At 27.0% G+C, this 26,395-nt stretch carries 13 protein-coding genes and 2 pseudogenes; 11 read left to right on the forward strand and 4 right to left on the reverse strand.

Features of this window, described 5'->3' with window-relative positions; all coding sequences use genetic code 11:
* Nucleotide 1 precedes the first annotated feature (1 nt).
* Entirely contained in the window at nucleotides 2-868 is an 867-nt protein-coding gene (locus tag GOY14_RS01670; protein WP_175809572.1) for a 4-(cytidine 5'-diphospho)-2-C-methyl-D-erythritol kinase, read from the reverse strand.
* Nucleotides 869-949: 81 nt separating this feature from the next.
* On the opposite strand from GOY14_RS01670, the gene GOY14_RS01675 reads away from it, so the two are divergent.
* The 5 genes from GOY14_RS01675 (at nucleotide 950) to glpX (ending at nucleotide 9,883) form a co-directional block, all read left to right on the forward strand.
* Complete coding sequence (locus GOY14_RS01675) at nucleotides 950-4,258, forward strand: UvrD-helicase domain-containing protein (RefSeq protein WP_175809573.1); 3,309 nt, start codon at nucleotides 950-952, stop codon at nucleotides 4,256-4,258.
* Between the two features lie 707 nt (nucleotides 4,259-4,965).
* The gene (gene secG, locus GOY14_RS01680; protein ID WP_175809574.1) at nucleotides 4,966-5,286 is read left to right on the forward strand and encodes a preprotein translocase subunit SecG; all 321 of its coding nucleotides are present in this window, start codon (nucleotides 4,966-4,968) and stop codon (nucleotides 5,284-5,286) included.
* The gene (locus tag GOY14_RS01685) at nucleotides 5,286-6,896 is read left to right on the forward strand and encodes a CTP synthase (RefSeq protein ID WP_175809575.1); all 1,611 of its coding nucleotides are present in this window, start codon (nucleotides 5,286-5,288) and stop codon (nucleotides 6,894-6,896) included. Before secG ends, GOY14_RS01685 begins: the two co-directional genes overlap by 1 nt.
* A gap of 30 nt (nucleotides 6,897-6,926) precedes the next feature.
* Nucleotides 6,927-7,367, forward strand: coding sequence for a nucleoside deaminase (locus tag GOY14_RS01690; RefSeq protein ID WP_175809576.1), 441 nt, complete (start codon nucleotides 6,927-6,929; stop codon nucleotides 7,365-7,367).
* 1,571 nt (nucleotides 7,368-8,938) lie between these two features.
* Nucleotides 8,939-9,883: a class II fructose-bisphosphatase gene (gene glpX, locus GOY14_RS01695; RefSeq protein ID WP_175809577.1), complete on the forward strand. Its 945-nt coding sequence runs from the start codon at nucleotides 8,939-8,941 to the stop codon at nucleotides 9,881-9,883.
* Between the two features lie 962 nt (nucleotides 9,884-10,845).
* Here glpX and ychF read toward each other — a convergent pair.
* The gene (ychF, locus tag GOY14_RS01700) at nucleotides 10,846-11,940 is read right to left on the reverse strand and encodes a redox-regulated ATPase YchF (RefSeq protein ID WP_175809578.1); all 1,095 of its coding nucleotides are present in this window, start codon (nucleotides 11,938-11,940) and stop codon (nucleotides 10,846-10,848) included.
* Between the two features lie 1,048 nt (nucleotides 11,941-12,988).
* Here ychF and GOY14_RS01705 point away from each other — a divergent pair.
* The 5 genes and pseudogenes from GOY14_RS01705 (at nucleotide 12,989) to GOY14_RS01725 (ending at nucleotide 21,174) form a co-directional block, all read left to right on the forward strand.
* On the forward strand, nucleotides 12,989-14,263 hold the full coding sequence (locus tag GOY14_RS01705) for a CCA tRNA nucleotidyltransferase (protein ID WP_175809579.1): 1,275 nt from the start codon (nucleotides 12,989-12,991) through the stop codon (nucleotides 14,261-14,263).
* A 1,211-nt stretch (nucleotides 14,264-15,474) separates the two neighbouring features.
* Nucleotides 15,475-16,413, forward strand: a pseudogene (locus GOY14_RS01710) (Mrp/NBP35 family ATP-binding protein).
* Between the two features lie 50 nt (nucleotides 16,414-16,463).
* A complete protein-coding gene (ubiH, locus tag GOY14_RS01715) occupies nucleotides 16,464-17,618 on the forward strand; it encodes a 2-octaprenyl-6-methoxyphenyl hydroxylase (RefSeq protein ID WP_175809580.1) in 1,155 nt (384 codons plus the stop codon).
* A gap of 147 nt (nucleotides 17,619-17,765) precedes the next feature.
* Nucleotides 17,766-18,962 carry a Bcr/CflA family efflux MFS transporter gene (locus GOY14_RS01720; RefSeq protein WP_458694621.1) on the forward strand — a complete coding sequence of 399 codons (1,197 nt, stop codon included), beginning with the start codon at nucleotides 17,766-17,768 and terminating at the stop codon, nucleotides 18,960-18,962.
* A 904-nt stretch (nucleotides 18,963-19,866) separates the two neighbouring features.
* Nucleotides 19,867-21,174 carry an adenylosuccinate synthase gene (locus tag GOY14_RS01725; protein WP_175809581.1) on the forward strand — a complete coding sequence of 436 codons (1,308 nt, stop codon included), beginning with the start codon at nucleotides 19,867-19,869 and terminating at the stop codon, nucleotides 21,172-21,174.
* A 976-nt stretch (nucleotides 21,175-22,150) separates the two neighbouring features.
* Here GOY14_RS01725 and GOY14_RS01730 read toward each other — a convergent pair.
* A complete protein-coding gene (locus GOY14_RS01730) occupies nucleotides 22,151-22,873 on the reverse strand; it encodes a type I glutamate--ammonia ligase (RefSeq protein ID WP_175809873.1) in 723 nt (240 codons plus the stop codon).
* A 267-nt stretch (nucleotides 22,874-23,140) separates the two neighbouring features.
* Between GOY14_RS01730 and dnaA the strand changes: the two are divergent.
* Nucleotides 23,141-24,522: pseudogene (gene dnaA / locus GOY14_RS01735) on the forward strand (chromosomal replication initiator protein DnaA).
* A 1,334-nt stretch (nucleotides 24,523-25,856) separates the two neighbouring features.
* On the opposite strand, the gene GOY14_RS01740 reads toward dnaA, so the two are convergent.
* Nucleotides 25,857-26,384 carry a phospholipase D family nuclease gene (locus tag GOY14_RS01740; RefSeq protein ID WP_175809583.1) on the reverse strand — a complete coding sequence of 176 codons (528 nt, stop codon included), beginning with the start codon at nucleotides 26,382-26,384 and terminating at the stop codon, nucleotides 25,857-25,859.
* Between the last annotated feature and the right edge of the window lie 11 nt (nucleotides 26,385-26,395).

Below are 26,395 nucleotides of genomic sequence, written 5' to 3' on the forward strand. Positions count from 1 at the left end.
ATTAAACTATCAATTGAGTACCGCATACCCACCATTCTGGGTGCTTTTCTCTAATATTTGTTGCAGCAGCTTTTGCATTTTTCTCACTATCAAATATTCCAAAACATGCTACACCACTACCTGACATGCGAGATAGCATAGAACCTTTTTGCGATTCCAATGCTAATATTACATCTTTGATCTCAGGTACAAGACTTGTAGCTATTTCCTGAAGATCATTTCTAGTTTCTTTTAGGAGTTTTAGCATATTTTTTTCAATATCATCATTCCACTCAATTGGTTTAGAAAAATTTCCTTTATACTTTGAAAATACTTCTGGTGTACTTAAAAATTTCTTTCTTGGTTTTACAAGTACTATATTTTTGGGTAAAGAAAATTCTTTTATGGGATACAATTCCTCGCCGATACCTCTAACTAAAACTGGTTTATTATCTATACTTGCAGGAATATCAGCACCAACGCTTACAGCTATTTCATCTAAGGTCGATCTATCAATTTGCCATAGTTTTCCTAGCATACGTATCACGGCTCCAGCATCTGAAGAACCACTGCCTAAACCTGCAGCAGTAGGTACGTTTTTTACAACTTTTATAATAACTTTAGTGCGCATAGGAGCATATCTAAGCAACAAATTAACTGCTCTCATAACAGTATTATACCTGTTACTTATCTTGAGCTCAGAGTTTATGAATTCAACTATAGAACTATCATATCTGAAATCCTTTTCACCTACTTTTATCTCTAAGAAATTAGAAAGATTAGCAAAAACAAACAAACCTTCAACTAAATGATATCCTATTTCTTTTTTCTCTACAACATGCAAAAAGAGGTTAATTTTTGCAGGAGCTTTTACACAAAAACTTTTCATTTATATATCTTCACTAACACTACTTTTAGAGTATATTTTATAATCTATTTCAGTCAAATTTTATAAAATTTTACACTTCTGATGAATTTAGATATTATAAATCCTAATTTTTCTGCTTGGGTAGATGCATCTGCTGGTACAGGTAAAACAAAAATCTTAATAGATAGAGTATTAAGACTTTTATTAGAAAATAAGAAAAATATTCTTTGCTTAACACTTACTAATGCTGCTGCAAATGAAATGGAAAATCGTGTTCATAGTATACTCAGTAGGTGGGCAACATGTTCAAATGATGAATTAATTATATCTTTAAAACAGTTAGGTCTTTCTTTACCATCATCTAAGTACCATTACACATCACCTTATCACTCAATGTTATTACAATGTTCAATACCAAAATCTGAAGAAAATGAAGCATTTACTCATTATATAATTCAGGCAAGAAAGCTTTTTTCTAGATTAGAAAATCTAACCTTAACAATACAAACCATACATTCTTTTTGCTATAAATTGATTTACAACTTTTCTATAGAAGTTGGTATGGCTCCAAATTATATACTAAGCGAATATAAAGAATTGCATTCTATAGCATTTGAAAAAACACTTCATAGTAAGGCTGTACAAGGTAGTATATGCTCTATTGCAACAGAAATTGATGAAAATAAACTGCGCGACTTGCTTTATACTTTATATATAAAAAGGCTGTCACTAACAACTGATTTAGAATACATCAAAAATAAATTAAATGCTCCAAATAAAATCTGTGATTTGGGAAATGGAATAATTGAGCATATAGAAAGATTAGTCGAAATATTAAACAAAGGCAATAAAAGAGATCGCAGTTACAGTGCAATTCTTTCTCACTGGTGCAATGATGCAAAAAAGCTTGCTATTCAAGTAGCTAACAACACTGAAATCAAAAAAGAAAGCATAAACTCCAGAGTTGCATACTGGAGTATAAAAATAGAAAGTTTAGCCAAGGTATTTTTAAAATCAGAATCATACAAAAAAAAAAGTATATCGTCCCTAATAACAAAAAGTATTTCAGATAAATTCAAAGATGCAAAATGGATAATAGAAAATATTCAAAATATAGTGTTGAGTCATATAAGAGATATTAACTCTTATAAGATATTTAAAAGAACTAGCAATTTGCTTAATATATTTAAGATATATAGTAATTTATATAAAAATGAAAAATTGAAAAATGCATTTCTTGACTATAATGACATAATTGATTTAGCAACAAATATTCTTAGTAACCCAGAGTATAATAATCTGATATTGTCTAGCTTAGATCAAAAAATAGATCATATTCTTGTTGATGAAGCACAAGACAATAGCACCAGTCAATGGAAAATTATAATGAACCTTTACGATAAATTTTTTATCAGTAGTGAAGAAAAACGAACATTATTTGTTGTTGGCGATATAAAACAATCTATTTACAGATTTCAAGGAGCAAATCCTTATCTATTTAACTATATGAAAAAATACTTTCATACAAAAAGTGGCAATAAAAACTGGATATCATGTCGACTTGAAAAATCATTTCGTTCAGTTCCTGAGATTTTATCATTCATAGACAAAATATTTGGTAACTTGCGTAAAGAAATATCTTTTATTGATAATGAAATAAAACATATTCCACATAGGAAAAATGATCAAGGATATATTGAAATTTGGCCCTTATTACCAAGGTACAAGGAAGAAGAACAACAGCCTTTACAAATCAACTTAATAAATAGAAAACATTATATAATACCAGATCGATTACTTGCTCAAGCAATAGCACATAGAATTCATACTTGGTTAAGTAAAGGACGGATTTTAGTTACTAAAGATCGTCATATGGAACCGGGGGATATTATGATTCTAATACGGCAAAGAAATATGTTAGTTGATTATCTAATAAGCGAACTCAAAAAAGTAAGTGTGCCGGTTATAGGACGAGATTCTTTCAGGATTATGGACTATATAGTTGTACAGGATTTAATAGCTTTAGCTGAATTTTTACTTCTTCCTACTAACGATTTAGCTCTTGCAAATGTTTTAAAATCACCACTTTTTAACTTTACTGAAGATGATTTATTCAACATTTCCTATAATCGTAAGGAACAATCATTATGGGAAAGACTCCAGAATTATTCTTTTGTTATTTATAGTGAATTAGATTATCTTATTAATTTATCTCACACAGAATCACTTCTTACACTATTTACACATGTAATATATACAGGTAAAAAAAAATTTATTGCAAGACTTGGTCTTGAGTGCTCTGAAGTTCTAGATGAATTCATAAACCTTGTATTACAATTTGAAAATTTATCTCTTCAAGGATTTATTCAGTGGATTAAAGAAAATAATCCGGAAATTAAAAATGATATGCAAACACATTACAATGCTGTACGGATAATGACAATTCATAAATCAAAAGGTTTACAATCTCCTATAGTGTTTTTAGCTGATACAAACACAATACCAAAGAATAATGAAAGTATTATTTTTGATGCAATGGAAGCACCATTTTGGTGTGAAAGGAATACTAACGTTTATTGTGATCAGATAAAAAGAAAGAAAAAATTGGAAGATTATAATGAATATTTGCGTTTACTATATGTAGCACTTACACGTGCTGAAGATGAATTATACATTTTAGGTAAAGAGCCAGTACAAAAAGGTTCTTGGTACGATCTGATTGCCAATAATCAAGAGCTATATGAAAAGAAACAAAGTTGGTTACAACCGATATTTAAAGAAAAAGTTGAAATATCATGCGTGAATGTACACTATCCTTTTATTTATAAACAACTTGATCATTTTGATATTCCAGTAGTCTCATTTCCCCCAAACTTAACAACATTATTTCAAAAAGCTAGAGAAAAAAAAACTTACTGGATTTCAACGTTGTCCACTTGGAACAACAAACAAGAAAAGATTGAAGCAAATAATTATAGAAAAGGCCTAATAATCCATAATATATTACAGTATATGCCTAAAATAGAGAAAAATAGAAGAGAAAGCTGGATTAAAGAATACCTTAATAACATAAATCTTAGAAAAGAAAAAGATGAGATTTACAGTAAAATATTAGCTTTTAATGAAAAATATAATTACCTATTTGACTTAGAAGGTAAATCGGAAGTTACGCTGAGTGGAATGATTGATGGAAAGCCAGTATTAGTACGTCTAGATAGGCTATGTATAACACAAGATAAGGCAATTATAATTGACTATAAATCACATATTAATATTTCTATTTCTTCATTAGATGAAATAAAAAAACAGATGTATACATATAAAACTTTAGTACAAGGTATATATCCAAATAAGCAAGTAGAGTGTATTGTTGTTTGGATAGAAAATTTATCCATACAATCTGACTTTTGACAAAGTTTAAAAATATATATCAATTACTCAACATGATCTTTTTTTTGAAAGATTGTATAGCATTAAATTGAGATTGTTATTTCTATATTGTAAAAAAAATATAGTTTATACTCTGCAATTTTATAAAACTTGTACTAATTTTTTGAAGGTTTATACTAAATCCTTTGAGTTATTAATTATATAAGACATAAAGATTTTTTAGTAGAGTTTTTTTCTATACTTATTTAAAAAGATCAACAATTCCTCAGTTTTTATTATTAATAAGTTCTCTATCTTTTCTTTATAGAACAAAAAAGCAAATACTCCTATGAGAAAGGGATAAATATAAATATTGTCAACTATATTAATATTTAGGGTACTTTATAAAGTAATGAAAAAAATAGTAAAATTATTAAGCTTTTTATGAAATTCTGCTGCATTTTTTATATTAATCTTACTGTACAAAATATAAAATATGCTTTGAGACTTTTAATAAAACAGTATAGTGATTGTTGTTATCTAAAACAATTTTTTTAAGAATTTTCTCTAATGCTCTTATTTTAAGCTTTTACTATTTATTAGTATAAAACTTAATTATATTTTCTTTAAAAGAAGAAAAATTATTTTATGAAAATAAATCAATGAACTTTTGTAGTTTTATACAATATTAGCAAAACTTGACTTATACACTCTAAGTGCCTAAAATTTTTATTTTAGTCCTATTTATAATGTTAGTAACAATATTCAGTATACTACAGATAGTATTAGTGATCATTTTAGTAATTTTAGTTTTTCTGCGATCACCGAGAAATAACTCGCTAAGTGGTTTTAATAATTCACAACAAGGACTTAATGCAATGATTACAGTAAAATCTCCTACAGACTCGCTTAGCAAAATAACCACTATAGTCGTTGGGTTATTTATAATAAATACACTATTATTATCGGGATTATATTCAAAATATGTACATAAAAAATCAATTGCAGAGAAAATTTTATCAGAAAAGAAACAAAAAAATGAATCTACTTCAGTTCCTTTTGAAGATTAATGAAAGAAACTAAATTTATCTTTGTAACAGGTGGAGTTGTTTCATCACTTGGTAAAGGATTAGTTGCTTCAAGTATAGGTGCACTCCTTCAGGCTTATGATTTTAAAGTACGTATTAGAAAACTTGATCCATATTTAAATATTGATCCTGGAACAATGAACCCAATTCAGCATGGAGAAGTGTTTGTTACTGAAGATGGTGCAGAAACTGATTTGGATCTTGGGCATTATGAACGTTTTACTAGTATAAAAACAACCAAAGACGATAATATAACAACTGGTAAAATTTATTATGAGTTACTGAAAAAAGAGAGACGTGGTGATTATTTAGGTAAAACTGTACAAGTTATTCCTCATGTGATAGATTTAATTAAATCATTTATTTTTAACGGTACAGATGGCTTAGATTTTGTAATATGTGAAATAGGAGGGACTGTAGGTGATATTGAAAGTCAACCGTTTTTAGAAGCTATACGTCAAATTAGCTACAAGCTTGAAAAACAAAGAGTTATCCTTATTCATTTAACTTTAGTACCATATCTTACAGTAGCTCGAGAACAAAAAACAAAACCAACACAGCATTCGGTTAGAGAGTTAAACTTTGCAGGTTTACGGCCAGATATTATATTATGTCGTAGTGAAAAAAAAATTTCTGACAATCAAAAAAAGAAAATAGCTAATCTTTGTAATGTTTCTTTATCTAATGTAATACCTGCTCCTGATGTAAATCATATATATAAGTTACCAATTCTATATAATCAATGTGGACTGGATACACAGGTCCTAGAACATTTTAGTTTGAGTAAACCACAACCGAACTTAACTGAATGGGACCAAATAGTACTCTCTATGAGAAAATCAATAGAGGAAATCACTGTATCTATAGTAGGAAAATACACTGAGTTTCCTGATGCGTATAAATCGTTAGTTGAAGCATTGAATCATGGTGCAATCAGCAATAAAGTTAGAGTAAAGATAAATTGGGTTAATTCAAGAAAGAAAAATAAAGAAACTCTTGATGAAGAATTTATAAAAAAAAAGTTGCTGAATTCTCATTCAGTTCTCGTACCAGGAGGATTTGGCGACGATGGAGTGGAAGGTAAAATATTAGCAATAAGCTATGCTCGCATGCATAATGTCCCATTTTTTGGAATATGTCTGGGTATGCAGCTTGCAGTTATTGAATTTGCTCGTAATGTAATTAAGCTTGAAGATGTACATTCTGAAGAATTTTGTATCTGTAAGCACCGAATTATTAAGCTAGCTAGTGGTAAAAATGTTGATACTGGTGGAAGCATGAGACTTGGAGCATACAAGTGTCATATAAAACAAAATTCTAAAATGGCACATATATATGGTAATACAACTATCTCAGAAAGGCATAGGCATAGGTATATAGTTAATTTAGATTATAAAGATGATTTAGAAAAAAACGGGCTGACATGCAGCTGCATGTCAGAAGATGGTACATGTATAGAAGCAGTAATGTTAGAAAGTCATCCATGGTTTATCGGTGTGCAATTCCATCCAGAATTTCAATCAAAGCCATTTTCTCCTCATCCTCTTTTTATATCTTTTATTGAAGCAGCAGTTAATAGAATTAAAAAGTAAAACTAACAAAGAGTGTTTAAGTATCGATACATGGAGCTTGCTATAGAACAAGCAAAACTTGCTCAAAAAAATGATGAAATTCCCATAGGGGCCGTAATGGTGAATAAAAGTGATATTATTTCTTTTGCACACAATATGTATTGTGATCCAACTGCACATGCAGAGATGTTAGCAATTAGACAAGCATGTAAATTGCTTTTAACACCTATACTTTGTAATGTTGATATGTATGTAACATTAGAGCCATGCTCAATGTGTGCTCAGGCCATTTCTTTTGCAAGAGTTAGAAGAGTATATTTTGGAGCCTATAATTCTAAAGGCGGAGGAATAGAAAACGGTGCCAAAGTATTTCAATTTTGTAAATATGTACCTGAAGTTTATGGTGGAATATTAGAAACAGAATGTTCTTTTTTATTACAGAATTTTTTTAAAAAGTTAAGAATTAAGTCTAGATTTAGTAATTTTTATTAAATTAATCTGTTAGTATGTACACTGTTGGTTAGATAATTTTATTAACTTAGAAATAGTAATAGTTTTATACCATTATCTCTTTTTATTCAAATGAAACTATCCAAAGTATCATAATTTGCTTCATTAATTACCTATAACCCTTTTGTTATTGTTATTTTTTTTTGAAGCAGTCATTCTGCTTCCTTTTTTTATGTTCTTTTGTAAATTTAATTACTGTTGCTCTACCTACCATCCTATTTTATTTGAAAAAATTCAAGTAGTTCAATGAATATAAATTCAAAATTTTATAAAAGTCATGCTTATGATTTTATACCTTTTTATAGGTAGTGTACGATGTAGTATACGATATTTTTATCAAAATAAAATATAATCTCAGATTTGAGTAAGGAAGTTTTTATAAATTAGTCATACTAGATATTTTAATAACTAAGAGAGTAATAAAGAATAGTTTTCAAGCTTTTATTATATAAAAATTTTCACTTTATACTCGAGATACATTCTGTTTGATAGTAATATAATATATCGCTTTAAAACAGGTTTTTATAGGTTCTATCATTAATCTTTAAAGCTAATTAAGTTTGTTATTTTAGTACATTTGAATAAAGTCTTATTAAAAGATTAAAGTTGGCAAGTTTGACAGTATAACCAACTTTATGATTACAATGTTAAATTTTATTGTTGTTTTTTCTACATTAAAATATGTTTTACTTTTTATTTATCTCTTAATTTAGGAACATAATAATTATTCTCTGATTAGAAGCATATAGAACAGTCAGTTTAGTGCAAAATTATTTTAAATCAAGATATTTTCAATTTTTCTTGATAAAAATTTATTTTTTTTAAAAGATTTTTATATTATTTTTATATTAAATATTATTTATACTTTTTTTTTAAAAAAAATTAATTATTTAGCTAATATTCTTAATACCGTCAAAACGTTAATTTGTCCTCATAAACTTGCCTTTATTTAGAAATAATAACTTTAACTCATTTCTTTTGCAGAACTATTTTATGTTGCCTTAAGTAATTTTATTAACCTTTATTTATTTAATGAGCTTATATACTTTAAAAATATTTAAACTTTCTGAAGACTGTTTTTATTGATAGCATTATTAATATATTAAAATCTTCATTTTATTAAATTTGTCGCTGCTAAAAGTGCCTTTTTATAAGAATTGGTTTCTTTAAATATTATACAGCACAACTTGATAGAGTATTTAAAGATAATACTTTGATACTAACTTTGATCTTTCTTATAAACTAGATAATAATTCTTTAAATGATACATTACTAATAGTGCAGGGAGGAAGCTTTTAAATACAATATTTTCAAGTAAGACAATATGTTTGTCTGCTCTTTAATTCAGAGCTTTTTTATAAAAATTTTTATACTATACTTTAACAAGTATGAATTATAATTTCTTTATTTTTCGCAAACTACATTATTAATTATGTAAATTTTACTGCACGTTACTATATTTATTATTATAGTAATTTTTATATAATCGATCATACAATCTTGTAATATCATATACATAATAATATATTAAACTTGTGATTATTAAATAAGTGATGAAAAATCTAGCTTATAAATTAGTTAAAGTGACAGAAGCTGCAGCACTTGCTGCACATAAGTTGGTAGGTTTAGGTTATAAAAGAAAAGCTGATAAAGCTGCTGTTGATGCGATGCGAGAAGCATTTAATTCTATAGAAATAAATGGCACAATTGTGATTAGTGAAGGTGAGAGAGATAAAGCGCCAATGTTATACATTGGGGAGAAGGTCGGTACAGGGAACGGTCCCGAAATTGATATTGCTGTTGATCCACTCGAAGGTACTGAAATTTGTGCTTATTATAAACAAGGAGCAATGTCAGTTCTTGCTGCAACAAAAAAGGGTAATTTTTTGCATGCTCCTGATGTTTATATGGAGAAAATAGCAGTGGGAAAGAACCTTCCAGAAGGCGTAGTTTCATTAAAAAATAGTGTTGAAGAAAACTTGGATAATTTAGCCAAGGCAAAAGGCTGTAAGATAAGTAATTTAGTAGTAACCGTACTTAGACGTGAAAGACACAGTGAATTAATAACTAGAATGAGGAAATTGAAAGTAAAAATTAAACTCATAGATGATGGTGATATTACTGCTGTAGTTTCACTAATAAATGGCAATCATGATATGTATATTGGGATAGGGGGAGCACCAGAAGGAGTGTTAACAGCTGCAGCACTCAGTTCAATTGGTGGACAGATAGAAGGGAGATTGATATTTGATACAGATCAGTTAAAAGAAAGAGCAAAAAGTTTGAATATTGATGATTTAGAAAGAATTTATACTATAAAAGATATGGTAAAGAGTAAATCAGTATTTATTGTGACTGGAGTAACAAATGGGGAACTCGTAAATGGAATTCACTTTGATCATGATACTTGCTCGATTAATTCTTTAATTATTTTACCTAACATACTGATAAAATTGCAAACAATACAAAATTTATGTAGTGCATGTTCAATATATTAATGCAAATATATTACTTATTATTTAATAGTTTAGGGTAATGTAATATTGAATCATTGGAATATTCTTCAGAAAAATTAATTATATAATAAACTTTTTAAAATAATATAAGTTCGATGATATTAAATTGTTTATACTGATGTTTCATAATAATGAATCAAGAAAGATTTATTGAAAATATTAGCAAGATATTGCAAAAAAAATACTTTTCTTTTTCAGGTATTAAAATGGTTAAAGAATTATCTATGGTATAATTAAGTAAAAATGTAATTTTAAATTGAAAAGCATTTATTATGAAAATAATACCTTTTTGAATGGTTAACATGGGGTGTGATATATAAAAATTTCTGATAAGTTTTCTTATACATAATTTAAATTATTTTATTAATAATCTTAAGCAATTTGGATTAAATTTATATTTTTATAAAAACTTCATACTAACTATATTAAACTAGAAAATTTTATAAAGTAACAGCTTTTTTAAAAAAAGTTAAAAGAATGAAATAAAAAAACAAAATGAAAACATGTTATATGATTATTGAAAATAGTAATAATTTAAAAAATTAAATAATGAGAAATTATCACTTTACAAAATTTATGCAGTATATCACTTAATTAAGTGTATTAAGATAATCTTGAAAAGGTTTTATGTACTCTTCTGTTATTTTAATGTAAATTCTAGTTTAATTAATGTAATAAAGTAAGTTTTTGATAAAAAAATATGACTTAAAAATATTTTAAATTAAGTTTATAAAATGAACTTATTTATAAAGTTTGCAGAAGTTTTAAGAAATATCTAAAATAATGTTATACTATAGTAATATGCAGAAAAAGATATGTTTTTTATAAAAAATTATCACTGTATTTGACTTTAATATATAATCTTCTAAATTAGAGTAACTATAGAAATTAGAGTTTTCTTCTTAAAAAAAAGGCTTTCTTTGATATAAAGAAAATTAGATCAACTATATATTGAACTTAAAATGTATTATATCTCCATCTTGCACAATATAATCTCTACCTTCAAAGCGAATTCTCCCTGCGTTTTTACAAGATGCTTTACTTCCATATTTTATATAGTCTATAAAGCTTATAGTTTCTGCTTTTATGAAACCTTTTTTAAAATCACTGTGAATGATTCCTGCTGCTTTATCAGCTGTTAATCCTATTCTTATTGGCCAAGCACGTACTTCTTTTGGCTCTATAGTAAAGAAAGTTATCATATTTAACATTTCATGTATAATACACGCTATTTTATCAAGTCCTGATTCTTGTAAGCCATACTTTAATAAAAAACTTTGTTTTTCTTTTTCATTTTTGAGATTTGCAATATCTGCTTCAAGTTTTGCTGAAATACAATAGAATTTACTTTTATTTTTTTCTGCTATTTTTTCCACCTTTTTAGATAGCTCATTACCAGTTATTATACTCGTGTCTTCTACATTACAAACGTACATAACTGGTTTTGTCGTTAGCAATTCAAGCAATTTTATTTCAGCTTCATCTGTATTTCTTAAACTTCTTGCAGGTTTGCCTAGTTTTAAAACAGCTAAAACTTTCTGCATTAAATCAACCTGTTTCTTTAGCTCTTTATTGCCTAGTTTTACTTTTTTTTCTAGTTTAAACAGTCTATTTTCTATACTATTAATATCAGCCAAGATTAATTCCATCTCTACTACTCCGGCATCTGATATTGGATCTATTTTATTATAGATGTGGCTAATGTTTCTGTCTGTAAAACATCTAAGTAGATGAATGATAACATCAACTTTCCTAATATAATTTAGAAACTTATTACCAAGTCCTTCACCCTTGCTTGCACCTTTTACTAGCCCTGCGATATCTATAACTTCTAATTGATTATAGATTATTTTTTTTGAACCAGTCATTACTGCAATTTTCTTTAAACGCTGATCTTTTATTAGCATCTTTCCAATATTAGGTTCGATTGTGCAGAAAGGATAATTTGCAGCTTCAGCTATGTTCGATTGTGTAAGTGCATTAAATAAAGTTGATTTTCCTATGTTGGGTAACCCTATTATACCACAGTTAAAGCTCATATTTGTTATGAAAATAAATAATCATAGTATAATCTAAAAAATTTTGCTATACATAAGCTATTTTATTAAATGAAATAATCTATAGCTTTATATTAGAAGAGAAATTTACCACTATAGTTGATAAATAAAGCGCTTAAGTAGTTAAGAAAATAAAAGTACAAAAAGATAAAAAATTTGAAGTAGAGGGCTTTTTAAAAAAGAAGCTTACATTCTCTAGGTAAAGTTTATATAGAGAAAAAGTAATTCTTAATAAAGAGCTGCTTTTTTGTTTATTTAGATAAAGTTTAAAATAAAAAATAGAACATAAATTATTATAGAGTAATCAAGAAATAATTAATGCAATTGTAATGCTGAGTAAGTATTATTAGATTTGTGGATCTTAAAGCTACTAATTATAATATGTCTATACCACTGAAAAATGAGCTTATACTATTTTAACATTGAGAGTAATAACTTTCCATAAGCATTATATACATTAAATAAGTATATTATAAAAGAAAGTTTCGGCAAATAAGGTGTTTATTTTCTATTAATTGATAATGTTGTACAAGTTTAAAAATGTAGAGATATTAAGTTAATTGCAACGATAATGATGTTTTATATGTTAATGAATAAAGTGATTTGACCTGAGCTATTGTTTTATTAAGAAAAAATTTTTGATAAGGCAAAAGTAAAATAATTTACTATACAAAAAAAAATTTCAATTGAATATAGATCTGAGTATATTAAACACAAGTATTTATTATGTTTGACTTATCATTTCAAAAAGAAAGGTTAAGATATTAAGAAATGTTGCAAAAAATATTAATAAGAAATAGATTATATTACCTATAATAATAGGTGGAATAAAATATGTATAAAGCTCTGAAAAGAAAAATTTTAAAGTTTTTATGATATAATGCATATGGAAAAACTCAAAGGATAACCTTAGTGTTTACAAGTACAAATGCTTTATAGAAGATCTTTATACCTTAGTGTATTTTATTATATGGTCTTTTTTATAGGTACTTTATAATACGAAATATAAGCATAATATTTAATAATTTAAATGCAAGTTGATCATGAAACCAGCATAATAATTAATGCCATAGAGAAGTTTGGAGGTGAAATAAGACTTGTTGGTGGATGTGTGAGAGATTCAATTTTACAGCGTGATGTTCATGACATCGATTTAGCCACTAATCTATCTCCTGATCGAGTAATTAAAGCTCTTGAATTACATAGTATAAAAGCTATTCCAACTGGATTAAAACATGGAACTGTTACTGCAATTTTAAATAAGAGATCCTTTGAGATTACAACATTAAGATATGATATTAAATGTGATGGTAGACATGCAAAAGTAAAGTTTACTAATAATTGGAAAGATGATGCTTCAAGGCGTGACTTTACATTTAATGCTTTGTATATGGATAAGTATGGTTGTATATATGACTACTTTGGTGGTATTCAAGATTTAAAAGCACAGAAATTAAATTTTATAGGCAATGCTGAAGGTAGAATCAAGGAAGATTACTTGCGTATTTTAAGAGTGTTTCGTTTTCATGCTAAAATATGTATTAAAGACTTAAGTGATGAAATATTGGATGTATGCAAAAAATATTCGCATATGATTTCAAATCTTTCTGGAGAAAGAATAAGAGAAGAAATGTTTAAGTTATTGGAGTGCAATAATCCAGTTCCAGCTCTTAAAAGCATGCAAAAATCTAATATTTTACAAAAAATTATTCCAAAGGAAGTAAAGTGTGAAATTCTATCTTCACCATTTCTTGTCAAGACTCAATCTGTTACAAAATCATCTATTACTTCGGTACGTAATGCTATGATTCATACATCTCTCTCAGATTCTAGTGTGAGCTATTTCAATGTTAAACCAATTGACGCACTGACAAAATTGGCACTGCTTCTTAGGACTACTAAAAAAAATGATAAGGTAAGTCTTGGAGAAGATATAAGCAGGTTTTTACGTCTTTCGAATAAACAAAAGAAAAAGCTATTGTTTTTATTGTCTAATAATATTAAAACAGAGCTTTCAGAGAAAAAACAAAAGAAATATATATCTTTTTTTGGCAAAGAATTATATTGTGATTTAGTGAAAATTTATGGCGTTGAGTCTGGGAAAAATGTTGATAAGTATATTGAGTTTACCAAGATATTTAATATCCCAAAATTTCCTTTATCTGGCGATGATTTGATAAGTATAGGTCAACATCCAGGAAAAAATTTAGGTAGAAACTTAGAGCTGTTAAAACAACGTTGGGAAAACAGCTCCCATTCCTTAACAAAAGAAGAGTTGTTACTTTATGCTAAAGATTTGCTTTAGTTGCTCCTTAAAATGTTCAATAAATTAATACTTGTGTATAATTAACACAACTCAAAGACTATACTTTACTTACTATTTAACTAATTCTTTACTCTCAATCTTTCTCTTTTTCTTTTATTTTAGACCTCACTGTTTTTTCTGAAATAATATTTTTATTTCCTAACTTTATTTGAATTTAGTTTTACTTGTAGTTTTTTTTTAAATAAATCAGTTTACATTTTCTAAAATTTCTTACTTTTACTTAGTTCTAATCTCATGTTTTACTTGAGAAACTCATTGCTCTTTCATTATGTTTTCATAATTCTTTAAAGTCTCAATATAAACCAAAATTCTTTATTTTTCTACGTACGCTTTATCGTCAGTACTGAAAATAAAATCATCTTGTTTTTAGATTAAAAAAAACTCTTAACAAAAAAGCAAAATTTATTAATTTTCATTTTAATTAAGAATGAAATTATATTCATTATATGAATATTAAGTAAGCGTAAAGTTTTTTATGTTAACAAATTTAGATTAAGATGTATTTATTATAATATATCACTAAATTCATTTTTTTATTGCCTTTAATTAATACTGTTTAACTGTTTGATTTTTCTTCACATTGGCTATCTAAATAGCTAAATTTTCATCATAAAAGTGACAAAATTAATTTTAAAATTCTGTTTACTTTGTGCTTCAGCTTTTACCTTAGCAATCAATGTTCTATTTGATAAAGCTATATATTATAGTTAATTAAAAATTTTGATTTCATAATCTGAGCATTAGTAAGTCTTTTCTTTTTAAAGACTCCGTAAAAGATTGAGCCTTCTATTATTAACTATATAAAGTCATTCTGTGTAGCCAGAAAAAACATCCCTTTTTCTATATTTTTTAACTGTAGTATTAAGTAACAAAATTTCCTAGTTTACACAAAACTCTCCATAAGATTTTGTATCTAGAATATTATTTAGAATATATATTAACTATTAATATTAAGTATGCAGCATACTTAAATAAAGATCTTTTGGAAGATACATCACGTCAAATTGTTGTCAAAAAAAAGCTAATTTATTTTTATGTCTCTGTTTTATCTTTTAAAGAGTGCTAAAATAATAGTAGAAATTGACTTTCATTATAATAGTGTTTAATCTATACGTTATTTAATACTAAATATATTAAAAATAAAAGAAATTATTAAAAGAGAGTTAAAAAAAAAGGTCATAGAAAAAAAGATGTTGTGTAATACTCTCAATTTTTATTAAAGATAGGAATATCAACTTTAGATTTAAAGTTTTTAGTAACATCAAAGGAATGGAGAAGAGTAAAAAAAATTGTGAACATCTATAAAGCTATATCAGAGTGAAAAAGATGCCGTGATTACTTTTGATAAAGAACAAACTGTAAAACAGAAAATTAAGCTGCATATTGAAGGGGTAAAGAACATAATTGTTATAGCTTCTGGTAAAGGAGGGGTAGGTAAGTCAACAGTTGCACTAACTCTTGCTCTTTCATTAGCAAAATTACAATACAAAGTTGCATTAGTTGACGCAGATATATATGGTCCTTCAATTCCTAAAATGCTTGGTGCTGAAGGGTTGAAGCTAAAAATACAAAATGGTCAAGCAATACCTATAGAAAGGTATGGATTAAGTACCATTTCAATTGGCTATTTTATTGATAAAAATCGTGCAGCAATATGGCGTGGCCCTATGGTTACAAAAATGCTTTACAATTTACTAATGAAAACAAGATGGTTAGACATAGAATATTTAATAATTGATACCCCACCAGGAACTGGTGATGTACACCTAAGTTTGATAGAAAATTTTGACTTGACTGGAGCAATAATAGTTTCAACTCCACAAGATCTTGCCTTAATTGATGCTCGCAAAATTTATGACATGTTTATGCAACTCAGTGTACCAATTATTGGCATTATAGAAAATATGAGTTATTTTATTCAAGGGAATTCAAAAATATATATTTTTGGTAAGGATGGTGCGAAAAAAATATCCGAAGAATTGGGAATCAAATTCTTGGGTAAAATTCCTTTAGATCCTCAAATATGTAGTGCTTTTGATTGTGGAAATCCTTTAATGCTGAATAAAAGTTTAATAAGCATTTATGAAAATGTTGCTAAAGATGTACGGTTTTTTATATATAATTTGTAAGGCATTTTAAACTTGTTTAAAAAAGGTAGTATAACTTAAAAATTTAAGCAATGAATTATGATGTAATCATTTCAGGTGGGGGGTTAGTTGGTCTTATTACTGCTATTGGCCTTCATAATAATTCTATATCTGTGGCTGTAATTGAAAAAAATAGTTTGCAACATGCAGTTGATGATAGAGTATTTGCTATCTCTCAAGGCTCAAGAAAAATTTTAAAAAAGCTGGGAATTTGGCAATTTATAGAGAGCGAAGCAGAACCTATACTTGATATATGTGTACTGGATGGAAATAGTCCAGTTACTGTACATTATAATCATAAAATAGTTAGTGAAAAACCAATGGGTTATGTTGTCAATAAAAATGTTATATGGAATGCAATCAACGATAATTTTTTAAAAAAACTAAATATTTATTCTTCACTTTCTTATCAGGTAATTGCTTGTGACACAGGATGCGTAGAAGTTATTTTAAGTAATAATCTAAAATTAATATCTTCATTACTTATCTGTGCTGAGGGTAAAAATTCTAAATTGCCAGAATTATTTTCTATGCCAATAATCAAATTTGATTATAAACAAAGCAGTATAGTATTTAACATAAAACATGAGTTACATCATCAAAATTTAGCTGTAGAGAGATTTTTTCCTGGTGGTCCGTTTGCAATTTTACCAATGAAAGGTGGCTATACTTCTTCAATAATTTGGACTGAGAGATCTGAAATTTCTAAAATATTAATGAATCTAGTTGAAAAAGAGTTTATTTTAGAACTCAAAAAAAGGCTTGGTTCTTATTTAGGAGAAATTCAATTGGAGAGTAAAAGGAAATCTTATTCCTTAAGTTTCGCTTTTGCAAAAAGACTGTATAAAAGCAGAATTTTACTTATCGGTGATACAGCACATTCAATCCATCCTGTTGCAGGCCAAGGTCTTAATCTTGGAATTAGAGATGTAGAAAGTGTTATCAGGCAAATAGCTGCAGTGAAACCGTATGGTGTTGACTTTGGCAGTAGTTACTTGTTGAAAAAAATTTCATCTGATAGATACTATGATAATTTTACTATGGCACTTGCGACCGATGGGATAAATAGAATATTTTCCAATAAAATATTTTGTGTTAAGGCATTGAGAAGTTTTGGCTTCAAGATAATTGAAAATTCAAGTTTCCTTAAAAAACGTTTTATTCGCTATGCTATGGGGTTTAGGTGAGTTTATTAAAATCTTGATTGTATTTAGTGACTTATTTTTTTTCAGATGAAATAATTCTTCAAATGACTATTTTCATTCTAGTAGTGATAAACTATGTACTATTCAGGAAAATTGATTATAATAAAGCTCATAGCTCAGAATCATTAAGTGGCAATACAGAATATTATCTCTTTTATCATGATATTATCTATAGCAATTGCTGATATGGCAACTGATCTATACTCAGTAGCATTGCCAAGTATTGCTAATTATTTTAAGGTAGAAGGTAGTGTAGTGCAGCTTACAATCAGCTTAAATTTAGTTGGATTTGCAATATCTGGATTAATTTATGGTCCTTTATCTGATCACTATGGTAGGCGTCCTATTATGCTGATCGGTATGGCAGTTTTTACTTTGGCCAGTGTTATGTGTTGCATAGTTAATAATATTATACTTTTAATATTAATGCGTCTTATACAAGGAATAGGAGCTGGCGTTGCAGGTGTTGTGGGATATGCAGCAATAGGAGACATGTATTCAGGTAATGAATATTCAAGAGTGATTTCACAGTTAAATATGGTAGTAGCACTTTCACCTGGAATAGCTCCAGTTGTAGGTAGTTATATAATTTCACACGGCTATAACTGGAAATTTTTATTTTTTATCATATCACTAGCAGCAATTATCATATTCATTTTTATTTATTTTAAGTTACAAGAAACTCTTACTGTAAATAAGAATAAAACTAGAGGGGCTAATTTAATTGTTGATATTTTCAAGCAGTATATATCGATGTTTAAAAATTATCGTTTTCTTGGATTTTCAACTATTCATGGACTAACATTTATGTGGCTTTGGGCATATGTTGCTAATTATCCTTTTATATTTGAGTCTATGGGTATTGAAGTACAGTATTTTGGCTATTTCATATCAATAATAGTTATATTTTTCATAATTGGAACTTTCATTAATAGAAAGTGTGTATCAAAAATAGGTATTAGTCGAATGTTAATAATAGGTTTAGTATTACCAATAATACCTGAAAGTTTACTGGCATATTTTTATTCTATAAATAAGTTGAGTATGTTTGTACTTCAAACTATTTGGATTCCAAGTAATATGGGTCTTGCACTTGTAATAAGCAATAATGTAACCTTTGCATTAGAAACAATTAAAGGTATAGGACTTGGTAGTGGAGTTCTTTCGTTCTGTAATATGATGTTTGGAGCTATTGGAATATATATAATAGGAAAATTTTTTTCTTACGGTGTTTTATCAAACGCGTTATTAACAGTTATATGTTCTACAACTGCGGTTTGTATATATTACTTGCTCGAACATACTAGAAAGTATTCTAAAGCCTAATGGTAAAAATTGATCTAAATTTTAACTAAGTTAAAAAATTAGCTATTCAGTTTAAAAATTTATTAATACAAAAATATTAAAATAAAAGTTATATATTGAATAACTGGCATTCTAGAATTCAAAAACTTAATTTTAGTCAAAAAAAGGAAAAGTTATATTTTAATTCCGATGTTTAGATAAAAGAAATTCTAATGTTTTAGTATCAAGATAAGAATTATTATTTTATTATCTTGATATTCGAATAAATGATATTTATCATTATAGTAATTTGAGGAAATTTTAATAATTTTCTGAATTTAACTGGATGCTGGTACAGTACTTTTTTATTCTTATATTTTTAATAGATAAATTAATAGCAAGCATATTGTATAATATTAAAGCGTAAGCCATTTTATAATTTTGATACTTTATATAAATCTGTACAATGATTAAGTAGTATATTTGATAAGAAAATATATACTTAATTATAAAGCTTGAGAATTATTAAGATAATTTATATAATAAATTACTATATAATTATCTACTTTAGCAAAAAATTACTGATAGAAAATATATAATAACAAGAATTATAAAAAAAAATTTAAAAAACTAAATAAAGAAAATTCAGTCTTGTAAAATACTTGAAAAGGTAATTTACTCAAGTTATTTCTATTAATTTACTATTCTGAAGTTTTTTTGAGGTGTAAGAATTTTTCACTTAAGGTATTTGTCAATATTAAAATAAGTTTCTATCGTTTAATTTGTGTTAATTAAAAAATAAATATTTAGCTTTGGAAATAAAGGAATAGAAAGTATTTTTTTTAAATTAATTGCTAATAACTTATATGACTATGACAGATCTATTTACTCCTTGCATTCATAGTGTGCTACATTAATATTTATGTGTAAGTTCGTGAAGATATTGATGAATAATATTATAATTATTGGTTTACAATGGGGTGATGAAGGTAAAGGCAAAATAGTAGATTATCTTTCTGAAAATGCAGGTGTAGTTGTGAGATTTCAAGGAGGAAATAATGCAGGGCATACTATAGTAGCAAATGGCGAGGTTTATAAGTTAAATTTGTTGCCTTCCGCTATCTTAAGGACAAGCAAGATATCTATTATAGGAAATGGTGTTGCTCTTGATTCACATGCTTTAATCTCAGAAATAGAGTTATTAAAAACTAGAGGTATAGATGTTAACCCTAAAAATTTAATGGTATCTGAAAGTTGCCCATTAATACTCAGCTTACACAAAGATAAAGAAAAATTATTTGAAGATTTAAATGGAAATTACAAAATCGGTACAACAAATAAAGGAATAGGACCATGTTATGAAGACAAAATTGGAAGAAGAGCTATACGTCTTTGTGACTTGGAAAGTACGGATGAGCTTAATAGAAAGGTTGATATTCTTCTAAGTTATCATAATGCTATCAGACAAGGTCTCAGTTGTCAGGTAATAAAAAAAGAGGAAGTATTAAAGGAAATTAAAGAAATCTCAAGAAAAATTCTTCCGTATAAGAAATCAGTATGGAGAATACTAAATGATCTTACAAAAGAAGGTAAAGAAATAATATTTGAAGGTGCTCAAGGGACATTTTTAGATATTGATCATGGAACATATCCTTTTGTTACTTCAAGTAATACCGTGGCATCACAAGCAATAATAGGCTCAGGTTTTTTTTTCAACGCCAATATTATTGGTGTGGCAAAAGCTTATACTACAAGGGTAGGTAATGGTCCGTTTCCTACTGAACAAAAAAATAAGGTTGGAGATAGCTTATTTTCTATAGGTAAGGAGATTGGAACTGTAAGTAATAGAAAAAGACGCTGTGGTTGGTTTGATGCAGTTTTAGTACGTCAAGCAGTACAACTTTCTGGAGTTTCATGTGTTGTATTAACTAAATTAGATATTCTTGATTCTTTTGACAGAATTAAAATATGTACTGGTTATAAGTACAATAGAAAAATATATGATTATTTACCTGCATCGTATTCAATACAAGGGAGATTAGAGCCAATATATGAAGAATTTCCTGGCTGGAAGGAAAGTACTCAAGGTAAAAGATTAATTAAAGAATTACCCAAAAATTTAATAAGATATATAAGAAGGGTGGAAGAATTAATAGGCGTGCCAATCTATCTAATTTCAACTAGCCCAAAAAGAGAGGATGTTATTAAGCTTAGGGATTTTAAACTTTCTAAAAATGCCTTATATTTTAATTGATTATTTTTAATAAAATAAAGTTTTATATTACATATTTATGAGATGATTGATTTATATATGATAAAAGAGTAAAAAAATTAGTTTAAGTTTGAAGCTTGTAGTGTTTTTTAATTTTATTAAATTTATATCAAGATTAATTGAAAGAAAAAGTTATAAACTTTAGAAAAGATATATTATTAAAATAATAAAACTTAATTTGTCAAAGATATTTTAAAACAAGTAGTTTTACTAATAGTATAAGTATATGTTATAAATAGTAAAAGTGAAATAGTTATCACTATGATGAAAATTTTAAAGTAGTGATGATATCTATTTATATAGAAGGAAAAGTTATTATTGAAGCAAATAAGGTCTAATTTTGAAACTTATTCTTTTGTATAAGAGTTATAAAGAAATTTTTAGTAATAGGATTTTAATGTAGAAAGGTATATATTTTTACTTAATCAAAAGTGAAGAATATTACCCACTGCACTTTCATTATTAGTAAACTTATTAATTTCAAAAGAATTGATTTATAGCATATAACAAATTGAGTAAAGAATTAAAAAGTTATAAAATAGAAAAATATATCAAAGTAGATATAAAATGGTTTTAACAATAAGAAAAAAATTGAAGAAAAAATCGTACTCAAAAAGATAATGTGATATAATTAATATATTTTTTATAAGAAATAAAAGAAATTTTGTTCAGTAGGCATTTTTTAAATCTAATATTTGATATATAATGAATAGAGTCTTTGATGAAAGTAAAAGGAAGTGAGTAAAAATTCGTGCATGCAAAATACAATGGATGCTATATAATAGTACAATAAAGGTCGAGAAAATTATCGTTTGAGCATCAACAAATAGACTTTAATTGAAGAGTCAATAAATATGTTTCTTAATTTTCCTGTTTCTGCAAAAAAATATATAAATTATTGTATATATTATGGTTCTAGTAATAAAGAAATAAAAAATTTATATGTAGTGGTAAGAGCTTATGTTAAGTTTTCCATTTTATATTGAGGGTCAGATGCGACCCCATATACTCTATTTGGTGGGTTAATTTTATTTTCTATGCCAAAAATAATAGATCTGATTATAGCTGTAAGTACTTTTTCGAGATTACAATCTGCCCCGGGAATTCGGTGTTCTAATCGACATTGATTATTATAAGTTAAAACTCTAATTGCAGTAGTTCTATTGTTTACACCCCAGCTGACTGTAGTTGGAGTATGGATATCTGGATATTGAAATCTAAGATATGAGTTTTCACTAGGAGCAAAAAATATCATGTCTTTTTTCATCATAGCACATAACCCACCAATGCTATGAATTAAGAAGTCGCTGAACTTCTGTTCACTACAATAAAATAGGTTGCTATTATGTAGATTAATTAAATTAACATGTACGTTTAATGCACTACCTGCTCTATCTAAATATGGTTTTGCTTTAAAGGAAACATTACCACCAAGTTTTTGTGCTGTTTCAATAATTAACTCTTTTACTAATTCAAAATGCTTAATTAAGTCATTAAAGTCTATATAACAACCGCTTTTGATTTCATATTGATATATAGAATACTCTTTCTCACAGAAAAATCCAAGTAAAGCTATTTTATCTTTAATATTATTAAGAAATAAGTACTCTTGTTCTATTCCTTCAATATAAAATTCCAATTCAATACCAAACTTAATATAATAATTAAAATTACTCAATATGTTTACAAATTTACTTTAGTAAGTTTATATTAAGTTGATTACATCCATAGTCAATTTATTTTTTAGTACATTACAAATCCTTGAAATCAAAAAAGGTTTATTTTTAAGAAAAAATGATCAGTTTTAGTGTTTTTATACCCTTTACAACTCATTAAAAATCACCATAATTTTTAATGTGTGTTGAATAGTATTTAGCTTTTTGCTTTGCAGCAGGCAATTGATTAGCTTTGATGTTTTTCTAATTATTACTTTTTCTTGGTGTAGTATATGAGTTTGATTAACTCTAAGGTTTCTCTATGTTTTTTGATCAGATTATTACAGTAACGAATTACAATATTGCTTGGGAAAAAATCCAAAATTGTCTTTATAATCTTTATGGGGAAGCAACATATAATAGTTGGTTAAGCTCACTTAAATTTGTTAGTAGTAGTAATGAAGAAGTTTTATTATCTGTACCAACAAGATTTATAAAGGAATGGGTTACAGTTCATTATATGGAAAAAATATTATCATTATGGCAAAGTGAATATAAAAATATACGTTCTATTGATATTCAAGTGGTCGGTGGAAACGATTTAAACTCCAATAATGTAGTAAGAAATAGGGAAGAAAGTGCTCATAGTCTTGGTTCGCCGCTAGATCCAAGACTTACTTTTAATAATTTTGTAGTAGGAAAACCGAACGAATTAGCATTTACAGCTGCAAAACGTGTAGCAGATTCTATAGATCCAATATCAGGGAGTAATCCTCTTTTTTTATATGGTGGAGTGGGGCTTGGTAAAACACACTTAATGCATGCTATAGCTTGGTACATCATTAATTCTCTTCCAATGAAAAGAAAAGTAGTATATTTATCAGCAGAAAAATTCATGTACCAATATATTACAGCGTTACGAAGCAAAGATATTATGTTATTTAAGGAACAATTTAGATCAGTAGATGTGTTGATGGTAGATGATGTACAATTTATTAGTGGTAAGGATAGTACACAGGAAGAATTTTTTCATACTTTTAATGCGCTAATAGATCAAAATAAGCAGTTGGTTATCTCTGCTGATAGATCTCCTAGCGATCTTGATGGAGTAGAGGAAAGGATAAAGTCTAGGCTTGGTTGGGGATTGGTAGTGGATATTAATGAAACAACTTTTGAGTTAAGACTTGGTATATTGCAGGCCAAAATGGAACAAATGAACATGTATGTTCCTGATGATGTCCTAAAATTTTTAGCAAGAAATATAAAGTCTAATATAAGAGAATTGGAGGGGGCCTTAAATAAGGTTGCTCATACTTTATTGATTGGAAGAAGTATGACAGTAGAGTCAGCTAGTGAAACCCTAGCAGATCTTCTCAGATCAAACCATAAGCCAATTACAATAGCAGAAATACAAAAAAAAATAGCCGAGTTCTTTAATATAAAAGTTGCAGATATGCATTCTAATAGAAGACTACGTGGTTTTGTCAGGCCAAGACAAGTAGCTATGTATTTTGCTAAAAAGTTTACGCAAAAAAGTCTTCTAGATATTGGAAGAAGCTTTGGTGGCAGAGATCATACTACTGTTATACATGCAGTAAAACAGATAGAAAATTTTATAAAAACTGACTCAAGTTTTGCGGATGAAATCAATCAGTTAAAAAAAATGTTTAAGTAAAGCTTTTGATTAGATTAAATTTTTAGCCATACTACATAATAGGACTTGTGAAAAAACAGAAAAGGCTGCAAAATATCTATTTTTGTAAAAGTTAGTTAGAGTTACTCCTCTAGAAAATGTAGAAGTTAATATTTTAAACTAAAAATAATGGCTAATAAGCTATTAAATAATTAAAGTTACATTTAATTGACCTTAATGTTAAGTATAGAGATATACTCAATGCACGAATTATAAATAATTAATGAATTTTATAAAGCTAAAAAAAGTAAATTAGAGAATTATTTTAAACTGATAGTAGGATTAATAATTAATAGTTTTTTTTAAATTCTACTGCAACTCGATCATAATTTTTACTCAAGATAAGTAAGAAATTATTTATCTGTTTTGACTTTTAAATCTACTCACAGCTTCACTTAATATATATCTATACGTAGCAGTTTGTAGTTGTGATAATATTAATATCATAATAGAAATTTTAGTGTTTAAATATACTAAAATGACATTACCTTAATTTATGGTAAAGATACTTTTCTTCTTACTGATTCATGAATACTCTTGATGTTCAATAGTTTTATTAAATGGAAAAGAAATGAGAACATATAATATCAATTTACTTCTACTCTTTACTTTAATCTTGAAAATTATCATGATATAAGTATATTTTAGTTCATAAGTAGATAAAACTTAAATAATTAGAGTAGATATACCAACAATCACTAAAAATAAAATCAACTATGTAGTACCTTTTTATTTAATCACATTATTAAAAATAACTGAATGTCTTTACTATTCGTATATATGGTAAACGTTGTTAGGAAGTAGTTTTTGTTTTTATTTATATGGTTGAAAAAAATTGAGCATCAGTGAACTGTTTGGCGAGTGCTTTATTTAATTTTCCAGATTTGGATTTAACGTTTTACAAAAGAGAAAACATGAAATAAAATATATTTTAAACTTTGACTAAAACTAAGAATTATTATTACTTTTTATAAGTACCATGCTTAAACTTTATCTTAAATTATAGTAAATACTATATTTATATAAGTGTTAAGGCTTTATCATTACCATGGATATGGATATTATTTATAATAATTCTATGTTTACATTTTTTTGTTAAACTTTTACACTATCCTTAATTCTTTTCTAGTTAATTATAAGCTTATTTTTGTATTTTTCTTAATAAGAAGAGAAACTTTATTTGATAATTCCAAAATAGGAATTTATATGTCTTATCTAAACTACATTCTAAGGTAATACCTTTATAATCTTTTTTATATTACATATCTGAAAATGATTATATATTAATCAACTAAAAATTTCACTTTCTGAAAAATCTAAACAGTATATTTATAAGATTGTGACTTTCGTGTTTTCCAATTTTTTATGTACTGTTGAACTAATTCAGGATAATTTTCAATTATTAATAAATTTTCTGCATTACTTTTATCAGCTGCTTTACTAAGGTTAAATGATCCTGTAATAACTATTTGGTTATCAATAATTATTACTTTATTATGGGCAATTTTGGGTTTGTGATCAATCCAAATTGGTATTCCATTTACAAACAATTCATTTATTACACTATGTTTGGAATAAAGTTGCGATTTATCTAAAATAACTTTAACATCAACGCCACGTTCTTTTGTTTTAACTAAAGCATCAGCGACTGTTTTAAGAGTGAATGTATATTCTTGAAGTAAAATAGATTTTTTAGACTGATCTATTTTATTGATTACTGGTATAGCACAGTCTTCTTCAGGTGAAAAGCAAACTGTAGCTCTTGGACAAGGTGAAAATATATGATCTGTATAATAACAGAGATAAAAACATGCTAATAAAAATAAAGGGTATAAAAATTTCACAACTTACACCA

Source organism: Wolbachia endosymbiont of Dipetalonema caudispina (assembly GCF_013365495.1).
Lineage (GTDB): Bacteria > Pseudomonadota > Alphaproteobacteria > Rickettsiales > Anaplasmataceae > Wolbachia.

Bases quoted from the DNA above. Each gene is read 5' to 3' on its own strand.
- GOY14_RS01670 (WP_175809572.1), bottom strand. From the start codon at position 868: ATGAAAAGTTTTTGTGTAAAAGCTCCTGCAAAAATTAACCTCTTTTTG.
- GOY14_RS01675 (WP_175809573.1), top strand. From the start codon at position 950: ATGAATTTAGATATTATAAATCCTAATTTTTCTGCTTGGGTAGATGCA.
- secG (WP_175809574.1), top strand. From the start codon at position 4,966: ATGTTAGTAACAATATTCAGTATACTACAGATAGTATTAGTGATCATT.
- GOY14_RS01685 (WP_175809575.1), top strand. From the start codon at position 5,286: ATGAAAGAAACTAAATTTATCTTTGTAACAGGTGGAGTTGTTTCATCA.
- GOY14_RS01690 (WP_175809576.1), top strand. From the start codon at position 6,927: ATGGAGCTTGCTATAGAACAAGCAAAACTTGCTCAAAAAAATGATGAA.
- glpX (WP_175809577.1), top strand. From the start codon at position 8,939: ATGAAAAATCTAGCTTATAAATTAGTTAAAGTGACAGAAGCTGCAGCA.
- ychF (WP_175809578.1), bottom strand. From the start codon at position 11,940: ATGAGCTTTAACTGTGGTATAATAGGGTTACCCAACATAGGAAAATCA.
- GOY14_RS01705 (WP_175809579.1), top strand. From the start codon at position 12,989: ATGCAAGTTGATCATGAAACCAGCATAATAATTAATGCCATAGAGAAG.
- ubiH (WP_175809580.1), top strand. From the start codon at position 16,464: ATGAATTATGATGTAATCATTTCAGGTGGGGGGTTAGTTGGTCTTATT.
- GOY14_RS01725 (WP_175809581.1), top strand. From the start codon at position 19,867: ATGAATAATATTATAATTATTGGTTTACAATGGGGTGATGAAGGTAAA.